Consider the following 16,852-nt stretch of genomic DNA (forward strand, 5'->3'; position numbering starts at 1 on the left):
GCCTGCAAGTCTCGACGCTCACTGGTTCGGGCAAGAGTCCAGTTCGGCTGCAAACGTGCAGTCCAGTCATCCACCTCTGTTGCGGACGAGGCTTGTTCGGTACAGTGGACGACCTGACCGAACAATCGGTCAGTAAAGTTGCCCGAGTCCCCCGGTCACGACCTGAACAACGGAGTTCCCCTATGTCAACGACGACACAGCTCGAGCTGTCTCCAGCCCAGATCAAACGCGAAGAACGCAAGGTCCTCGCATCGACCCTCGTCGGCACCTCCATCGAGTGGTACGACTTCTTCATCTACGCCCAGGCTGCCGGTGTCGTGCTGGCGCCCCTGTTCCTCGCACCGCTGGCTGAGACGAACGCCGGCCTCGCCCAGATCATCTCGTTCGCCACGATCGGCATCTCGTTCCTGTTCCGCCCGCTCGGCGCCGTCGTGGCGGGCCACCTCGGCGACAAGTTCGGCCGCAAGCGCATGCTCGTCTTCACGCTCGTGCTGATGGGGCTGTCGACCTCGCTCATCGGCCTGCTGCCGACCTATGCGCAGATCGGCATCGCGGCACCGCTGCTGCTCGTCTTCCTGCGCATCCTGCAGGGCTTCTCGGCGGGCGGCGAGTGGGGCGGCGCGGCCCTCATGGCCGTCGAGCACGCACCGAAGGGCCGGCGCGGCTTCTTCGGCGCCTACCCGCAGATCGGCGTGCCGGTCGGCATGATCCTCGCCACCTTCACGCTGTGGGTGCTCACCTCGTCGATGAGCCCCGAGGCGTTCCTCGCGTGGGGCTGGCGCGTGCCGTTCCTGCTGTCGATCGTGCTCATCCTCGTCGGCTACCTGATTCGCCGTTCGGTCGAGGAGAGCCCCGTCTTCCAAGAGCTGCAGCGGCGCAAGAAGGAGTCGTCGGCTCCGCTCGGCCAGCTGTTCAAGCACAACACCAAGCAGGTCGTACTCACCGCGGTCATCTTCATCGCCAACAACGCGGCCGGATACCTCCTCATCGCGTACTTCGCGACCTACGCGGTCATGGCGCTCGGCATGGACCGCCCGACGGTGCTGCTGGCCACGACGCTCGCATCGTTCGGATGGCTCGTCTTCACGCTGTGGGGCGGCGCGATCTCCGACCGGCTCGGCCGGGTGCGCACGTTCCAGATCGGATACGTCTTCCTCGCGCTGTGGGCGATCCCGATGTGGTTCCTCATCGACACCGCGGACATCGTCTGGTACTTCGTCGCGCTGTTCGTGATGACCTTCGGGCTCGGGCTCTCGTACGGCCCGCAGGCGGCGCTGTACGCCGAGATGTTCCCGGCGAAGGTGCGGTACTCGGGCGTCTCGATCGGGTACGCGCTCGGCGCCATCCTCGGCGGCGCGTTCGCCCCGATGATCGCCGAGGCGCTCATGAACTCGTTCCACGCCTCATGGACCATCGGCGTCTACATCGCCGTCGCCGCGGTGATCTCGCTCATCGGCGTCTCGCTCGTGAAGGAGCCGAAGGACGTCGACCTGAACGACTGAGCCGTTCGCCCCTCCTGGGAGCCGGTGCCCGTCCTGGGCGCCGGCTCCCACTGGTATGGTGCGCCTCACGCACATGGACGGACCACTTCTCTCGATCGACCTCGACCGCGGGCGCCCGATCGTCGCGCAGCTCGTCGCGGCGCTGCGGCGCGGCATCCTCACCGGTGCCCTGCGCGCAGACGACCCCGTGCCCTCGACCCGGTCGCTCGCGACCGAACTCGGCGTCTCGCGGAGCTCGGTCGTCGCCGCCTACGACCAGCTCGCCGGCGAGGGATACCTCGAGCAACGGCAGGGCGCGGCGACGCGGGTCGCGGCGGTGCCCTCGGCGGGGAGGCGAGCGGCCGACGAAGTCTCGGCCCTGGTCGACGGGTCGCCGAGTCACGATACGGTCGCCGCGCTCCCGACTCGACCAGCGGATGGCGCCGCCGCCATCGACCTCACACCGGGGCGCCCCTCGACGGCCCGGCTCGACCAGCGGGCGTGGCGGGCCGCCTGGCGTGCCGCCGCGGCATCCGTCGTGCCATCCGACCCGCCGCCGCCCTTCGGTCTGCCCGCCCTGCGCGACCAGCTCGCCGACCACCTGCGCCAAGCGCGCGGCATCACCTGCGCCGGTCGCGACGTCGTGATCACCGGAGGCACGAGCGAGGGACTCGGGCTGCTCGCGCTCGCGCTGCGCGACCGCCTCGGCCGCGCGCCGCGGATCGCCGTCGAAGACCCGGGCTACCCCGGCGGGCGCAGGGCGCTTCAGCGTCACGGCGCAACCCTCCTCCCGCTGCGCGTCGGCGTCGACGGACTCGACGTCGCGGCGCTGCGCGCCGTCGGCCGGCTCGACGCGGTCATGGTCACGCCGAGCCACCAGTATCCGATCGGCGGGCGGCTGCCGATCGCCGACCGGATCGCACTGCTCGACTGGGCGCGCGAACACGATGCGATCGTGATCGAAGACGACTACGACAGCGAGTTCCGGCACACCGGCGCGCCACTGCCCGCGCTCGCGTCGCTCGACACCGATCGGGTCGTGCTGGTCGGCAGCTTCTCGAAGGTGCTGACGCCGCGGCTGCGGCTGGGGCACCTCGTGCTGCCCGCCGATGCGGCGCTGCGCGCCGCCGTCGAGTCGGCGCGCGTCGACATCGCCACCCCGGTCGCGGGGCCGGTGCAGGTCGCGATGGCCGCCCTCATCGAATCCGGTGCGCTGCGCCGCCACATCGCCGCTGCACGTCGCGACTACGCCCATCGGCGCCGGCTCGTCATCGACGCGCTCGAGGCGCTGCCCGGCACGCGCCTCATCGCACTCGCCGGCGGACTGCACGCCGTGCTCGAGTTCGAGTCCGAGTCCGCGTCCGAGTCCGCGCCAGCGGACCCCGGCGCCGAGACGCAGGCCGTGCAGGCCCTCGAGACCGGCGGCATCGCCGTCGCGCGACTGTCGGACTACGCGCTCGACCCCGACCTGCCCGACACCCGCCGCGGGCTCGTGATCGGCTACGCCGCGGTGGGCGACGCCCAGCTCGTCGCGGCGCTCGGGCGCGTGCGCGACGTCGTGCGCGCGACCCTCGACCTGGGGGCCGTCGGGCCCCTAGGCTGACGCGGACGAGGTTCGAAGAAGGAGGTCGGATGTCACGACGAGGCATTGCACGATCGGCTTGGCCGCTCGTGGCATCCGTGGTCGTCCTGCCCCTGCTCGCCGGCTGCGCCGCGCCCGCCCAGCCGCCTGCGCAGACCGTGATGGTGACGGTGACGGCAACGCCGACGCCGACGCCGACGCCCGCGCCAGTCGAGACCACGCCGCCTCCCGTCGCAGAACCCGCACCCGAACCCGCGCCGGCTCCCGTGCCGAACGACCCCGCACCGGTCTACGAGCCCGGCCCGGCCTACGACAACGGGCCCGTACCCGGTGCGAACGGCCCGATCGAGACCGACGGCACCGGCATGCCGGTGTTGTACACCGTGGTCGAGGCCGACAGCTTCTTCGACATCGCACAACGGTTCGACCTGCCGCAGCAGCAACTGCTGCGCATGAACCCGCAGATCCACGACTTCGGCGAGACCGTGTACATCGGCGACAAGATCAACCTCGATTGGCAGCGGGTCGGGCTCGGGTGAACGACGTCGTCGTCACGCTCGAACCGTGGGACCCGTGGCCGCTCGTGTACCCGGCGATCGCGATGGTGCTCGGGGCCGTGCTCGTCTTCGTCGGCGTGCTGCGCGAGGTGCGGTGGGCTCGCGACATCGGCATCGTGGCGCTCGTGGGCGGCGGGCTGGCGCTGATCGGGCTGCTGGCGTTCCTCAGCGGCACGTGGGATCAGGCGCAGCGCCGCGACGCCCTCGTCGAGCTCGGGTACGAGGACCCGACGTTCGCCGGCAGTACCGGTATCGTCGGCAGCACGACGCCCGGCGACGTCGAGTTCACCGCGACGCTCGACGGCGAATCGGTGACCGGCACGCTCGAGTGGCTCGGCGGCGATCGATGGGCCGTGGTCGAGTCGCAGTAGCAGGCCGGAGGCGAGGGGCATGGACGAGATCGTGACGCTCGCACCGTGGAGCCCGTGGCCGCTGGCGATCCCCATCGTGCTGCTCGTGGGCGCGATCGCGGTGTCGATCGTCGGCACGCGGCTGCGCATGAAGCCGATGCGCGAGGCGGGCTACGTGACGTTCATCGTCGCGGCATTCGGCGGCGTCGCGATCTGGTGGTCGCTGGCGAGCATGTGGGACACGGGTGAGCGCCAGGACGCGCTCGTCGAGCTCGGGTACGAGGGGCCGACGTTCAGCGCCGGCACCGACGTCGTCGACGGCGAGCTGCCGCCGATCGCCTGGCAGGCCGAGCGCGATGGCGAGCGGGTCCGCGGCGTGCTGCTGCACCAGGGCGGCGACCAGTGGATCGTGCGCGAGACGCGCCGCGGCTGAACGCGCCGGCCCGATCCCGTCCAGAGCCGCCGCAGCCGCACCGCCCGCACCGCCCGCACCGCCCGCACCTTGCTTTTTTCAGGAGCCGCACCCCCGAATCGCGCGTTTGTCAGGAAGACACGCCGTGGGCGACGCGACCTGCCGCCCGAATCTCCTGAGAAACGCACCCAAGGGGGGCACACGGCGCGGGGTCAGGCGAACGGCGCGGGGTCAGGCGAACGGCGCGGGGTCAGGTGAACGGCGCGGGGTCAGGTGAACAGCGCCTGGCCGACGAACTCGCCCTCGGCGATGCCCCCGGGAACGGCGAAGATCGCCGACCCGACGTGCCTGAGGTACTCGTTCAGCCCGTCGGCGGCGAGCGAGCGCTGCACGTCGATGAACTGCTGCGGCGAGCGCTGGTACGAGAGGAAGAACAAGCCGGCGTCGAGGCGGCCCAGCGCATCGTTGCCGTCGACGAAGTTGTACCCGCGGCGCAGCATGCGCGTGCCGCCGTTCGCGCTCGGGTGCGCGAGCGCGACGTGCGCGGTCGGCGCGATGAGCGGTGCACCCGTCGGGCCTTCGGCCGAGAAGTCGGGCTCGGTGAACTCGGTGCCGCCCGACAGCGGTGCGCCCGCACCCTTCGACCGGCCGACGAGTTGCTCCTGCTCGCCGAGCTGCACGCGATCCCAGTTCTCGATGATCATGCGGATGCGCCGCGCCACCAGGTAGGAGCCCCCGGCCAGCCAGGCCGGTTCATCGGATGCCGCGACCCAGACGTGCTCGTCGACGGCGGCCTGCTCTTCGGACTTCACGTTCGCAGTGCCGTCCTTGAAGCCGAACAGGTTGCGCGGCGTCGCCTGCGCGGTCGACGTCGACGAGGTGCGTCCGAATCCGAGCTGCGACCAGCGCAGCGTCGCGCGCCCGAACGCGATGCGGCTCAGGTTGCGGATCGCGTGCACCGCGACCTGCGGGTCGTCGGCGCAGGCCTGGATGCAGAGGTCGCCGCCGGTCAGTTCGGGCACGAGCGCATCGCCCTGGAAGCGCGGCAGCGGCTCCAGCAGCGGCGGGCGTCGGGCGGCGAGCCCGAACCGGTCGGATGCCCCGTCGCCGGCGCCGAACAGCCCCGACCCGAACCCGAACGTGATCGTGAGCCCGCTCGCGGGCAAACCCTGCGCCTCGCCGGTGTCGGCGGGCGGCGCGTAGTCGCTGCCGCCGACCGCGCCGCCCTCCTCGACCTCGAGGCCCTGCGTGAGGCGTGCGGCCGCGTTCGTCCAGTCGGTCAACAGGCCGATGAGCCCGTCGCGGTCGAGCGAGGCATCCGTGTCGAATGCGGCGAAATGCAGGCGGTCCTGCGCGGGCGTGGTGATGCCCGCCTGGTGCGCGCCGTGGAAGGCGTACGCGCGCGACGGGTCGGGCGCGCCGGCCGCGCTCGCGTTCGCGAGGGCGGTCGCGACGGATGCTCCGCCGGCGGCGCCGACCGCGGCACCCGCCGCGCCGGCACCGAAGAGCCCGAGCAACTGGCGGCGGCTGACGCCGCCCCCCTCCACCCCGTCCCCATCCCCACCCACGTCCCCATCCCCACCCCCGTCCCCACCCCGTCGAGTGTTTCCGTTCGCGCCGGCCGTTTCCGTTCCATCGGAAACGCCCTGTGCAAACGGAAACACTCGGCGAGAGGAACGCATGTCAGACGCCGAGCACGGTCGCGGTCAGCTGCGAGAGCGGTTCGGCGAGCGCATTGACCGCGTTCGAGAGCGACTTCTTGTCGGCGTCGGTGAGGGTCGCGTAGTCGACGAACCCGGCGTCGATCGAGCCGTACTCGGCGAGCGCGGCCTCGAGCGCCGCGAACTCGTCCTCGATCGAGGCGACGAGCGCCTCGCCGTCTGCCCCCTTCGACTCGGCGAGCGCCTGCACCGCACCGAACGCGACGCCCGCGCCCTGCACATTCGCGGCGAAGTCGGTGAGGTCGGTGCCGCTCCACCAGTCCTCTTCGCCGGTGATCTTGCCGCTCGCGACCTCGTCGAGCAGGCCGATCGCGCCGTTCGAGATGTCGGCGAGCGAGACCGTGAACGACGGGTCGGTGACGAGATCGTGCAGCTCCGTGACATCCGCCACCAAACCGTCGGCGAAGGCCTGTCGCTGCTCGGGGGTCGACGGCGTCCAGTCGGCGAGCGCGTCCTGGCCATCGGAGTTGAGGTCGCCGGGCTGCGGCGCCCAGAGGTCCTTCTCGATGCGGTGGAAGCCGGTCCAGTCGAGACCCTCGGCGACGGCGTCGACCTCGCGGTAGTCGATCTTCGGGTCGAGGTCGCCGAACGCCTCGGCGGTCGGCTCGATGCGCTCGTACGACACCCGGGTGGTCGCGAACAGCGACCGCGCGGTCTCGTCATCGCCCGACGCGTAGGCCGCGGCGAACTCTTCGACCTGCGGCAACAGCTCGCTCACCTGCGACCGCACGTAGGCGAGGTACTCGGTCACGGCCTGGTCGGCGAGCTCCTGCTCGTCGGCCGACACGGCGGATGCCTCGCCGGTGACGGTGAACTCGGCGAGGCCGACCGGCGCCCCGACCTGCTGGAACTTGCACGCCGTGTAGTACGTACCCGGCTCGAGCTGCGCCGTGAAGTCCACGGTCTGCCCGGGCGTCACGTTCTCCTTCTCGCCGACGATGCGGAGCTGGTCGTCGGCGAGGATCTCGAACTCGTTCACGTCGGTGCCCTTGTTCGCGAGCGAGAACGTGACGGCACCGGCCGTCGCGGTCGGCGTGGCGACGGCGCATCCGTCGTCGGTGATGTCGACCGTGATCGCCTCGGCGAGATCGCTCTTGGCGACGCAGCCGGTCAGCATGAGGGCGAGTGCGGCCGCGGCCGCGCCGGAGGCCACGAGGGTGCGGCGTGGGGTCATTGAGTGCTCCTGATCTCGGTGGTGGAGGGTGCGACGACGGCGGCCGGTGCGGCTGCGGCCGCCGGCGCGACCGAGGCCGGTCGAGTGGCGGCCGCGACGGCGGAACGGTTGCGGCGCTGCAGCATCCAGAGGTAGAGCGAGAGCGTGATCGCGACGTACGCGACCCAGCCGATGACCTGGGCCCAGGTGGGCTCGGGCGTGAAGTTGAAGATGCCGCCGAGCACGGTGTCGAGCACGCTTCCCGGCTGCACGATGCCGGTCAGGCTCCAGGCGGGTGCGCCCCAGCCGGGGATGACGGATGCCTCCTGCAGGTCGCCGATGCCGTAGGCGAGCACGCCCGCGGCGACGACGATGAGGAACACTCCGGTCCACGTGAAGAACACCGACAGGTTGAACTTCACGAGTCCCTTCGAGAGGCCCCACGAGATCCCGATCGCGGTGGCGATGCCGAGCACCGCACCGAGCGTGGCCAGCATCGGCTCGCTGCCTCCGGCGACGTTGGCCCACACGAAGAGTGCCGTCTCGACGCCCTCGCGGCCGACGCTCAGCGCCCCGAGCAGCACGATCGCGAACCGGGAACGATCGACCGCGGCATCCACCTGGCCTCGCAGCTCACGCGACAGGCTCGAGCCGTGGTTGCCCATCCAGAAGATCATCCAGGTGACCATCGCGACCGCGATGATCGAGAGCACGCCGCCGAGGATCTCCTGCGCCTGGAACGTGAGCGCGTACGGGCCCCACGTCAGGAGTGCGCCGACACCGAGCGAGACGGCGATCGCCAAGCCGACGCCCACCCACAGTCGGCCGAGCAGGTCGCGCCGGCCGAGTTTGCCGAGGTAGGCGACGAGGATGCCGACGATGAGGCCGGCTTCGAGGCCTTCGCGGAGGCCGATCAGGTAGGTGGCGAGCACGGATGTCCCAGGAGAAAGTGGTTGGGGCTTAGCGAAGGCTTACCTTACTCCTGCCCATTGCTCGCGCAAACACGCCCCCTCCTGCTCGCTCACTTTTTTCAGGATGCGCGGCCCCGAATCGCACCGTTCTCAGGGGCACACGCCGCCAGATCGGCGTTTCGGGCCCGATTCGCCTGAGAAAAGCAACAGAGGTGGGGAGCGCGTAGCGTGGGGGAATGCACACCGCGCCCGTGCCGAAGAAGGTCCCAGTCACCCGCGAGCACCACGGCGACACCGTCGTCGACGAGTACGAGTGGCTGCGCGAGAAGGACGACCCCGAGGTGCAGGCCCACCTGCACGCCGAGAACGCGTACACGATGGCGCGCACCGAGCACCTCGGGGTGCTGCGCGAGCAGGTGTTCGACGAGATCAAGCGGCGCACGAAGGAGACCGACCTCTCGGTGCCGACCCGCGAGGGCGACTGGTGGTACTACACGCGCACGGTCGAGGGGCAGCAGTACGGCATCCACTGCCGGGTGCCGGTGAGCGGGACCGGTGACTGGGAGCCGCCGGACACGGATGTCTCGGGCGCGCCGCTGCCCGGCGAGCAGGTGCTGCTCGACGACAACGTCGAGGCCGAGGGGCACGACTTCTACGCCCTCGGCAGTTTCGACGTGTCGGCCGACGGGTCGACGCTGCTGTACGGCATCGACGTCGAGGGCGACGAGCGGTACACGATCCGGCTGCGCTCGATCGACGGGTCGGGGCGGGAGTACGTCGACGAGATCCCCGGCACCGCGGGCGGCGCGATCTTCGACCCGAGCGGGCGGTACGTCTTCTACGCGACCGTCGACGAGTCGTGGCGGCCCGACACGATCCATCGTCACGAGGTCGGCACCGAGACATCCGCCGATGTCGTGGTCTTCCACGAGCCCGACGAGCGATTCTGGCTCGGCGTCGGACTCACCCGGTCGCGCAAGTACCTCGTCATCGAGGCCGGCTCGAACATCACGAGCGAGACGCGGCTGCTCGAGGCATCCGATCCGACCGGTGCGTTCTCGGTCGTCTGGCCGCGCAAGGAGGGCGTCGAGTACGACGTCGAGCATGTCGTCGCGGGTGGGCGCGACCGCCTGCTGATCACCCACAACGACGGCGCCGTGAACTTCGAGCTGGTGTCGGTCGCGGCCGACGACCCGCAGGGGCCCAGACGGATGCTCCTCCCCCACGATCCCGCGGTCAGGATCGAGGGCGTCGACGCGTTCCGCGACTTCGTCGCCCTCGAGTATCGGCGCGACGGGCTGCCGCGGGTCGCGCTCGCCAAGGTGCCCCCGCAGGGGCTTCCAGCGGATGCCACGCCCGACGACACCCTGCACGAACTGGCGTTCGACGAGGAACTCTTCGCCGTCGGCGTGGGCGCCAACCCCGATTGGCAGCAGCCGACCCTGCGAATCGGGTACACGAGCTTCGCCACCCCGTCGACCGTGATCGACATCGTCGTGGCGACCGGTGAGCGCATCGTGCGCAAGCAGCAGCCGGTGCTCGGCAACTACGACCCGAGCAGGTACACGCAGCGGCGCGAGTGGGCGGTCGCGCCCGACGGCACGCGCGTGCCGATCTCGCTCGTGTACCGCACCGACCTCGTCGTGCCGGGCACGCCCGCGCCGACCCTGCTGTACGGGTACGGGTCGTACGAGTACTCGATCGACCCGTCGTTCTCGATCCCGCGGCTCTCGCTGCTCGACCGCGGCGTGGTCTACGCCGTCGCGCACGTGCGGGGCGGCGGCGAACTCGGCCGGCACTGGTACGAAGACGGCAAGAAGCTGCGCAAGAAGCACACGTTCACCGACTTCATCGCGTGCGCCGAGCGGCTCATCGAACTCGACGTGTCGGCACCCGACCGACTGGTCGCCCAGGGCGGCTCGGCCGGGGGGCTGCTCATGGGCGCGGTCGCGAACCTCGCGCCTCGGCTCTTCTCAGGAGTCCTCGCCGAGGTGCCGTTCGTCGACCCGCTCACCTCGATCCTCGACCCCGATCTGCCGCTCACCGTCATCGAGTGGGACGAGTGGGGAAACCCGCTCGACGATGCCGAGGTCTACTCGTACATGAAGAGCTACTCGCCGTACGAGAACGTGCACACCGCCGATGCCGGCAGCCACTACCCGCCCATCCTCGCCATCACGTCGCTGAACGACACCCGCGTGCTCTACGTCGAGCCGGCGAAGTGGGTCGCGCGGCTGCGCGAGGGTGGCGCCGACGCGCTGCTCAAGATCGAGATGGCCGCGGGGCACGGCGGTGTCTCGGGGCGATACGCCGCGTGGCGCGAACGTGCGTTCGCGCTGGCGTGGGTGATCGACCGTGCGGGGGCGCACCCGAGCGGGGAGTAGGCGGGGCGCCGCGCCGACGACCCCCGGCCCTCGTCCCCTGTCCCCTGTCCCCCGTCCCCTGTCCCCGTCTCCCCGCCTTCGTCCCCCGGCCCGCGTCCCCCGTCCCCCGTCCCCTGTCCCCCGCCCCCGTCGGCGGGGTCGCGTGTGGTCGCCCGGAGCGAGAGCGAGCGGCAACGAGCGTCCCCGGGGCTGTGGGTGGGTGAGAATGTGCGGAAGACCCGGGATAGTTTGTAAGGACATTCTGTGTAAACTGGCACCCACGCGACGAGACGAGGGAGTGCACGTCGACGTATGACCACCTCAGCTGCGCTGGACGTGCTCACGATGGGCCGGATCGGCATCGACCTCTATCCGCTCCAGCTCGAGCGCCCGCTCGACGAGGTGGAGACGTTCACGCGGTCGCTCGGCGGCAGCGCCGCGAACGTCGCGGTCGCCGCCGCCCGCCACGGGCTGCGCTCGGCGATCTTCACCCGAACCGGCGACGATGCGTTCGGTCGATTCCTGCGGCGCGAGCTCGAGCGGCTCGGCGTGAGCGCGGCGTTCGTCGGGACATCCGTCGACCAGCAGACCCCGCTCACCTTCTGCGAGGTGTTCCCGCCCGACCGCTTCCCGCTCACGTTCTACCGGCGCCCGAAGGCGCCCGACCTGGAGATCGAACCCGATGAGGTTCCGGTCGAGGCCGTACGCGGCGCGCGCATCCACTGGTCGACGGTCACCGGGCTCAGCGAGGAGCCCAGCCGTGCTGCGCACCACCGGGCGTGGGAGATCCGCGAGCGCCGTCGGTTCACCGTGCTCGATCTCGACTACCGGCCGATGTTCTGGTCGTCGCCCGACTCGGCCCGTCGCGAGGTCGACCGAGCCCTCGACGAGGTCACCGTCACGGTCGGCAACCTCGAGGAGTGCGAGGTCGCGACCGGCGAACGCGACCCCGAGCGCGCCGCACGAGCGCTCCTCGACCGCGGCATCGAGCTCGCGGTCGTGAAGCTCGGCCCCGACGGCGTGCTCGCCGCGACGCGCGACGAGACCGTGCACTCCCCCGCGATGCCGGTCGACGTGGTGAACGGGCTCGGCGCGGGCGACGGCTTCGGCGGCGCGCTCTGCCACGGGCTCCTCGCGGGGTGGCCGCTCGAGCGCATCATCCGGTTCGCGAACGCCGCGGGGGCGATCGTCGCCACCCGCCTCGAGTGCTCGACGGAGATGCCGTCGACCGACGAGGTCGACGCATTCCTCGCCGATCGGGCCGCCGCATCCGCCGCGCCTGCCATGACCACCTCCAGGGGGACCGATGCCGAGCACTGACGACTGGTTCCTCCACCCCGACGGCTACGCCGAGATCCGCCGCATCCGGGCCTCCGAACCCGCCGCGGTCGCCGCCGCGCACGCCGCCCGCACCCGCCGCCCGCTGCTCGGCGACGATGGACGGCTGTTCCTCATCGCAGCCGACCATCCGGCCCGCGGCGCGCTCGGCATCGGCGGCGACCCGATGGCGATGGCCGACCGCATCCGCATGCTCGACCGGCTCGCCCTCGCGCTCAGCCGGCCCGGCGTCGACGGCGTGCTCGGAACGCCCGACGTCATCGACGACCTCGCGCTGCTCGGCGTGCTCGACGGCAAGGTCGCCGCGGGGTCGATGAATCGCGGCGGACTGCGAGGGGCGGTCTTCGAGCTCGACGACCGGTACACGGCGTACGACGTGCCGGCCATCGTGCGCGATCGCCTCGATTTCGCCAAGTGCCTGCTGCGCATCGACCTGCGCGACCCGGCGACCGTCGTCACGCTCGAGGCGACGGCCGCGGCGGTCAGCGCCGCGGCCGCGGCGGAGGTGCCGATCATGCTCGAGCCGTTCATGAGCCGCACCCGGGGCGGCGTCGTCGAGAACGACCTCACCGCCGATGCGGTCATCACCGCCGTCGGTATCGCGGCCGCGCTCGGCACATCGTCGGCGTACAGCTGGATGAAGCTGCCCGTCGTGCCCGACATGGAGCGGGTGATGGCGGCGACCACGCTGCCCACGCTGCTGCTGGGCGGCGATCGCGCCGACGACCCCGATGCGGCGTACTCGAGCTGGGAGCACGCGCTCTCGCTGCCCGGCGTGCGCGGACTCGTGGTCGGGCGCAACCTGCTCGCCCCGCCCGGCGGCGACGTGGCGGCGGCGGTCGACCAGGCCGCCCGGATGGTCCGCCCGGCGATCGCGGATGCACGGCGATGACGGCTCGGCTCAACGAGTGGTTCCACCCTCGCGGCACGCTCGCTCGCGACGGATGGGACGCGGTCGTCGGCGACGGCGTCGACGGCTGGCGGTGGACGGGGTTGCGTGTCGGCCGGCTCGACGGAGGGCGGCGGCTCGCGCTCGAGTCCGGGCCGGTGGAGCGGATCGTGATCCCGCTCGCGGGATCGTGCACGGTCGAGGTCGAGGGTGCCGACGCCGGCCCGGGCCGGACCATCGACCTCGCGGGCCGCGCGACCGTCTTCGAAGGCCCGACCGACACCTGCTATCTGCCGGTCGGCACTGCGGCCGTCCTCACCGGCACGGGCAGCGTCGCCGTCGCCGAGGCGCGCGCGACCACGAGGCATCCGCTGCGTCGCATCGCGGCGGCCGACGTGCCGGTCGAACTGCGCGGCGGCGGAGCATCCAGCCGTCAGGTGCACAACTTCGGCACGCCCGGCGTGCTGGCCGCCGACCGCATCATCGCGTGCGAGGTGATCACTCCGGCCGGGTGCTGGTCGAGCCATCCGGCGCACAAGCACGACGAGGAGCTGCCCGGGCGCGAGACCCGGCTCGAAGAGATCTACTGGTTCGCGACGGCGGTCGAGCGCGATCGGATGCCTCGGAGCGACGCCGACCCGGTCGGCTTCTTCGCGACGTCCTCGTCGCCGGCCGGCGAGATCGAGACGCGCGCGCTCGTGCGCACCGGCGATGTCGCGCTCGTGCCGTTCGGCTATCACGGGCCGGCCGCCGCGGCGCCCGGTGCCGACCTGTACTACCTGAACGTGATGGCCGGCCCGGGCGCCGAGCGCGCCTGGCTGATCAGCGACGATCCGACGCAGGCGTGGGTCCGCGACGGCTGGCCCGCGCAGGGTATCGACCCGCGGCTGCCCTACGGCTCGACCAGGACGGGCACGTCGGGCGCGCCGCACCGCGCAGACGAAGGGAACAACGGATGACCCGCACCCGCCGTATGACCGTCGCCCAGGCGCTGGTGGCGTTCCTCGCCAACCAGTACACGGTCGACGGCGACCACCGCGAACGCACCGTGCCGGGCGTGCTCGGCATCTTCGGCCACGGCAACGTCGCGGGGCTCGGTCAGGCGCTGCGGCAGGCGCACCTGCTGGAGCCGGGCCTGCTGCCGTTCCGGCAGGGACGCAACGAGCAGGCGCTGGTGCACCAGGCGGTCGGGTTCGCGCGGATGCATCGGCGGCTGGCGACGCTCGCGACCACGGCGTCGGTGGGGCCGGGCTCGGCGAACATGCTGACCGGGGCCGCCCTCGCGACGTCGAACCGACTGCCGGCGCTGCTGCTGCCCAGTGACGTGTTCGCCTCGCGCAGCGCCGACCCGGTGCTGCAGGGGCTGGAGCATCCGCACGATCCGGGCATCCAGGTGACGGACGCGTTCCGGCCGCTCTCGCGGTTCTTCGACCGCGTCGACCGGCCCGAGCAGCTCTTCTCGATCGCGCTCGGCGCGATGCGGGTGCTCACCGATCCCGCCGACACCGGCGCGGTCACCATCGCGCTGCCCGAGGACGTGCAGGCCGAGGCGCTCGACGTACCGGTCGAGTTCCTCGCCGAACGCGACTGGCACCTGTCGCGGCCGCTTCCCCAGCGTAGGCAGCTCGATCGCGCGCTCGCGGCGATCGCCGGTGCGGAGCATCCGCTCATCGTCGCCGGTGGCGGCGTGCTCTACTCGGGCGCCGAAGACGTGCTGCGCCGCCTCGCCGAACAGACCGGCGTCCCGGTCGCGACCACCCAGGCCGGCGGCGGCGCCCTGCCGTGGGATCACCCGCAGTACCTCGGCGGCATCGGCGCCACCGGGTCGACCGCGGCGAACCGGCTCGCGGCCGACGCCGACGTCGTGATCGGCATCGGCACCCGATGGAGCGACTTCACCACCGCGAGCCGCACGGTGTTCCGGAATCCCGAGGTGCGATTCGTGAACGTCAACGTCGCCGCGGTCGACGCGTTCAAGCACGGCAGCCGCCTGCCGGTGCTCGCCGACGCCCGCGAAGCGCTGGACGCGTTCGCCGAGGGTCTGTCGCGGTACCGGGTCGACGCCGCGTACGCCGAGCGCATCGACCGCGAGCGTTCCACGTGGAACACGATGGTCGACACCGCCCTCGCCGCGACCGGGCGCGAACTGCCGACGCAGGCCGAGGTGATCGGCGCCGTGCACGAGGCATCCGACCCCCGCGATGTGCTCGTGCAGGCCGCCGGCTCCCTGCCCGGCGACCTGCACAAGCTGTGGCGGGTGCGCGACCCGCTCGGCTACCACGTCGAGTACGCCTTCTCCACGATGGGGTACGAGATCGCCGGCGGGCTCGGAGCCAAGCGCGGGCTGCTCGCCGCCGGCGACGACCGCGACGTGATCGTGCTCGTCGGCGACGGCTCGTATCTCATGCTGCACTCCGAGCTCGTGACCGCGGTCGCCGAGGGAATCAAGCTCATCGTCGTGATCGTGCAGAACCACGGCTACGCGTCGATCGGCCGGCTGTCGGAGAGTGTGGGCACCGACCGGTTCGGCACCTGGTACGGCCTCGTCGACCCGACCGCGCCCGATCTGCGCGCGGCCGAGCCGCCCGCCATCGACCTCGCGGCGAACGCCCGCAGCTACGGGGTCGACGTCATCGACGTGCGGCCGGGCCCCGAGGTCACCGCCCGGCTGACCGAGGCCGTGCGAGCCGCGAAGGCCTCGACGCGCTCGACCGTCATCCACGTCGAGGTCGACCCGTTGCCCGACGCACCCGACGGCGAGGGCTGGTGGGAGGTGCCGCCCGCCGAGGTATCCGAGCTCGACAACGCGCGCGCGGCGCGCGAGCGGTACGACGAGGAGCGGGGTCGGCAGCGGCCGCTGCTGGGGTGACCCCGGGTGGTCGCCTCCCGCGCGGCGTCCGGCCCCGCGCCGCGCGCCGCGCGCCGCGCGCGCCGCGCGCGCGGCTCTGCTCGCTAGCGGGTGAGGTACTCGTCGAGGGTGTGGATGTACTCCTCGTCGCCCGGATAGTCGACGCCGAGGAACTCGGTCGTCCACTCCTCCACCAGCGCACTGGGCTCGACGTCCTCGAAGAGTTCAGGGTGCGACCACTTCGCGTAGTAGAGCGGGGCGAAGTTCCAGCCCGCAGTCACGAGTGGCCACGTGTCGTAGACGATGACGTTCCCCTGCTTGACTGCGGCGAGATCGCTCCAACCGGGGCGGCTCAGGAGTCCCTCGAACAGCGCATCCGCAGCCTCCGGCGAGGACGGCGTGAAGTTCTGATCACCGAGCTGACGGGTGATGAACTCGGGGTTCTCCGAGAGGATGAACTCGGGATCGATGTCGTTCGTCGTGAGGTCGGCGGCGATGCTGTCGAAGCCGCCCTGCACGAGCTGCGCATTGTGCGGCGTGTTCCCCGCCCGCGTGCTGTAGTCGACGTCACTCTCGTAGTAGATGCTGACCGGCTCGACGCCGTCGAGGCGACCGAGCAGTTCGGAAACCCGGTCGGTCAGCGCCTTGGCGTCAGCGGCCCGCTCCTGCACGCCGAAGAGCTCACCGAGCAGGTCGAGGTTGTGCTCCCACTCTGCGGTGTGCCAGACGGTCAGCACGACGACGGGGATGTCGAACGGCTCGAGCTGCGCCGCGGCCTCGTCGACGGCGGTGCCCTCGGGCACGAACACCACGTCGGGATCCGCTGCGACCAGGGCCTCGTAGTCGATCTCCGCAGAGCTGACCCCGGCGGTCACGACATCGTCGAATGCGTCGGTGTAGCTGAGACGTGCTTTGGAGGTCTCGTCGATTGCCACGACCTTGTCGGCGAGACCGAGTGCCAGCAGCAGCTCGACACTGGAACTCAGGTACGCGGCGATTCGTTCCGGGCGCTCATCGAAGGTGAACTCTCTCCCTTGGATGTCCGAGATCGTAATCGCGTCGGTCTCGATCGGGCCGGCGGCGGCTTGTGCCCCATCGCGGGCGTTCTGATTCACCACGAGGGCCGTGCCGACGCCGATGACCACTGCGGCAACGGCGATTCCGCCGGCCCATGGGATCCATTTCTTGATTGCCATGCTGATTCTCCAGACGTGTTGTTGTGCGGGTGGGTGATCTCTGCAGATCGG

Annotated in this window: 14 protein-coding genes; 10 read left to right on the plus strand and 4 right to left on the minus strand. The window is 71.3% G+C overall.

Annotated features, from left to right (window positions below; translation table 11 throughout):
• Positions 1-182 precede the first annotated feature (182 nt).
• The 5 genes from FLP10_RS08065 (at position 183) to FLP10_RS08085 (ending at position 4,403) form a co-directional block, all read left to right on the plus strand.
• Entirely contained in the window at positions 183-1,502 is a 1,320-nt protein-coding gene (locus FLP10_RS08065; protein ID WP_149160399.1) for an MFS transporter, read from the plus strand.
• A gap of 73 nt (positions 1,503-1,575) precedes the next feature.
• Complete coding sequence (gene pdxR / locus FLP10_RS08070) at positions 1,576-3,084, plus strand: MocR-like pyridoxine biosynthesis transcription factor PdxR (protein ID WP_149160400.1); 1,509 nt, start codon at positions 1,576-1,578, stop codon at positions 3,082-3,084.
• A gap of 29 nt (positions 3,085-3,113) precedes the next feature.
• The gene (locus FLP10_RS08075; RefSeq protein WP_149160401.1) at positions 3,114-3,602 is read left to right on the plus strand and encodes a LysM peptidoglycan-binding domain-containing protein; all 489 of its coding nucleotides are present in this window, start codon (positions 3,114-3,116) and stop codon (positions 3,600-3,602) included.
• Entirely contained in the window at positions 3,599-3,991 is a 393-nt protein-coding gene (locus FLP10_RS08080; protein WP_149160402.1) for a hypothetical protein, read from the plus strand. Before FLP10_RS08075 ends, FLP10_RS08080 begins: the two co-directional genes overlap by 4 nt.
• A 19-nt stretch (positions 3,992-4,010) precedes the next feature.
• The gene (locus FLP10_RS08085) at positions 4,011-4,403 is read left to right on the plus strand and encodes a hypothetical protein (RefSeq protein WP_149160403.1); all 393 of its coding nucleotides are present in this window, start codon (positions 4,011-4,013) and stop codon (positions 4,401-4,403) included.
• Between the two features lie 248 nt (positions 4,404-4,651).
• Here FLP10_RS08085 and efeB read toward each other — a convergent pair whose 3' ends face one another.
• From efeB to efeU, 3 genes are all read right to left on the minus strand, one after another.
• Complete coding sequence (gene efeB, locus FLP10_RS08090) at positions 4,652-5,929, minus strand: iron uptake transporter deferrochelatase/peroxidase subunit (protein WP_246150302.1); 1,278 nt, start codon at positions 5,927-5,929, stop codon at positions 4,652-4,654.
• A 136-nt stretch (positions 5,930-6,065) separates the two neighbouring features.
• On the minus strand, positions 6,066-7,277 hold the full coding sequence (gene efeO, locus FLP10_RS08095) for an iron uptake system protein EfeO (RefSeq protein WP_149160405.1): 1,212 nt from the start codon (positions 7,275-7,277) through the stop codon (positions 6,066-6,068).
• Positions 7,274-8,188, minus strand: coding sequence for an iron uptake transporter permease EfeU (gene efeU / locus FLP10_RS08100; RefSeq protein ID WP_149160406.1), 915 nt, complete (start codon positions 8,186-8,188; stop codon positions 7,274-7,276). The genes efeO and efeU overlap by 4 nt, the downstream gene beginning before the upstream one ends.
• Positions 8,189-8,403: 215 nt before the next feature.
• Between efeU and FLP10_RS08105 the strand changes: the two genes are divergently transcribed.
• The 5 genes from FLP10_RS08105 (at position 8,404) to iolD (ending at position 15,626) form a co-directional block, all read left to right on the plus strand.
• The gene (locus tag FLP10_RS08105) at positions 8,404-10,551 is read left to right on the plus strand and encodes a S9 family peptidase (RefSeq protein ID WP_149160407.1); all 2,148 of its coding nucleotides are present in this window, start codon (positions 8,404-8,406) and stop codon (positions 10,549-10,551) included.
• A gap of 291 nt (positions 10,552-10,842) precedes the next feature.
• On the plus strand, positions 10,843-11,850 hold the full coding sequence (iolC, locus tag FLP10_RS08110; protein ID WP_149160408.1) for a 5-dehydro-2-deoxygluconokinase: 1,008 nt from the start codon (positions 10,843-10,845) through the stop codon (positions 11,848-11,850).
• The gene (locus FLP10_RS08115; RefSeq protein ID WP_149160409.1) at positions 11,837-12,760 is read left to right on the plus strand and encodes a Cgl0159 family (beta/alpha)8-fold protein; all 924 of its coding nucleotides are present in this window, start codon (positions 11,837-11,839) and stop codon (positions 12,758-12,760) included. The genes iolC and FLP10_RS08115 overlap by 14 nt, the downstream gene beginning before the upstream one ends.
• A complete protein-coding gene (gene iolB / locus FLP10_RS08120) occupies positions 12,757-13,716 on the plus strand; it encodes a 5-deoxy-glucuronate isomerase (RefSeq protein WP_149160410.1) in 960 nt (319 codons plus the stop codon). Before FLP10_RS08115 ends, iolB begins: the two co-directional genes overlap by 4 nt.
• Positions 13,713-15,626: a 3D-(3,5/4)-trihydroxycyclohexane-1,2-dione acylhydrolase (decyclizing) gene (iolD, locus tag FLP10_RS08125; protein ID WP_149160411.1), complete on the plus strand. Its 1,914-nt coding sequence runs from the start codon at positions 13,713-13,715 to the stop codon at positions 15,624-15,626. The genes iolB and iolD overlap by 4 nt, the downstream gene beginning before the upstream one ends.
• A gap of 83 nt (positions 15,627-15,709) precedes the next feature.
• On the opposite strand, the gene FLP10_RS08130 is transcribed toward iolD, so the two are convergent.
• Positions 15,710-16,801, minus strand: a complete 1,092-nt coding sequence (locus tag FLP10_RS08130; protein ID WP_149160412.1) for an ABC transporter substrate-binding protein — start codon at positions 16,799-16,801, stop codon at positions 15,710-15,712.
• Positions 16,802-16,852: the final 51 nt, after the last annotated feature.

Origin of the sequence: Agromyces intestinalis, assembly GCF_008365295.1 — a bacterium.
Classification (GTDB): Bacteria; Actinomycetota; Actinomycetes; order Actinomycetales; family Microbacteriaceae; genus Agromyces; species Agromyces intestinalis.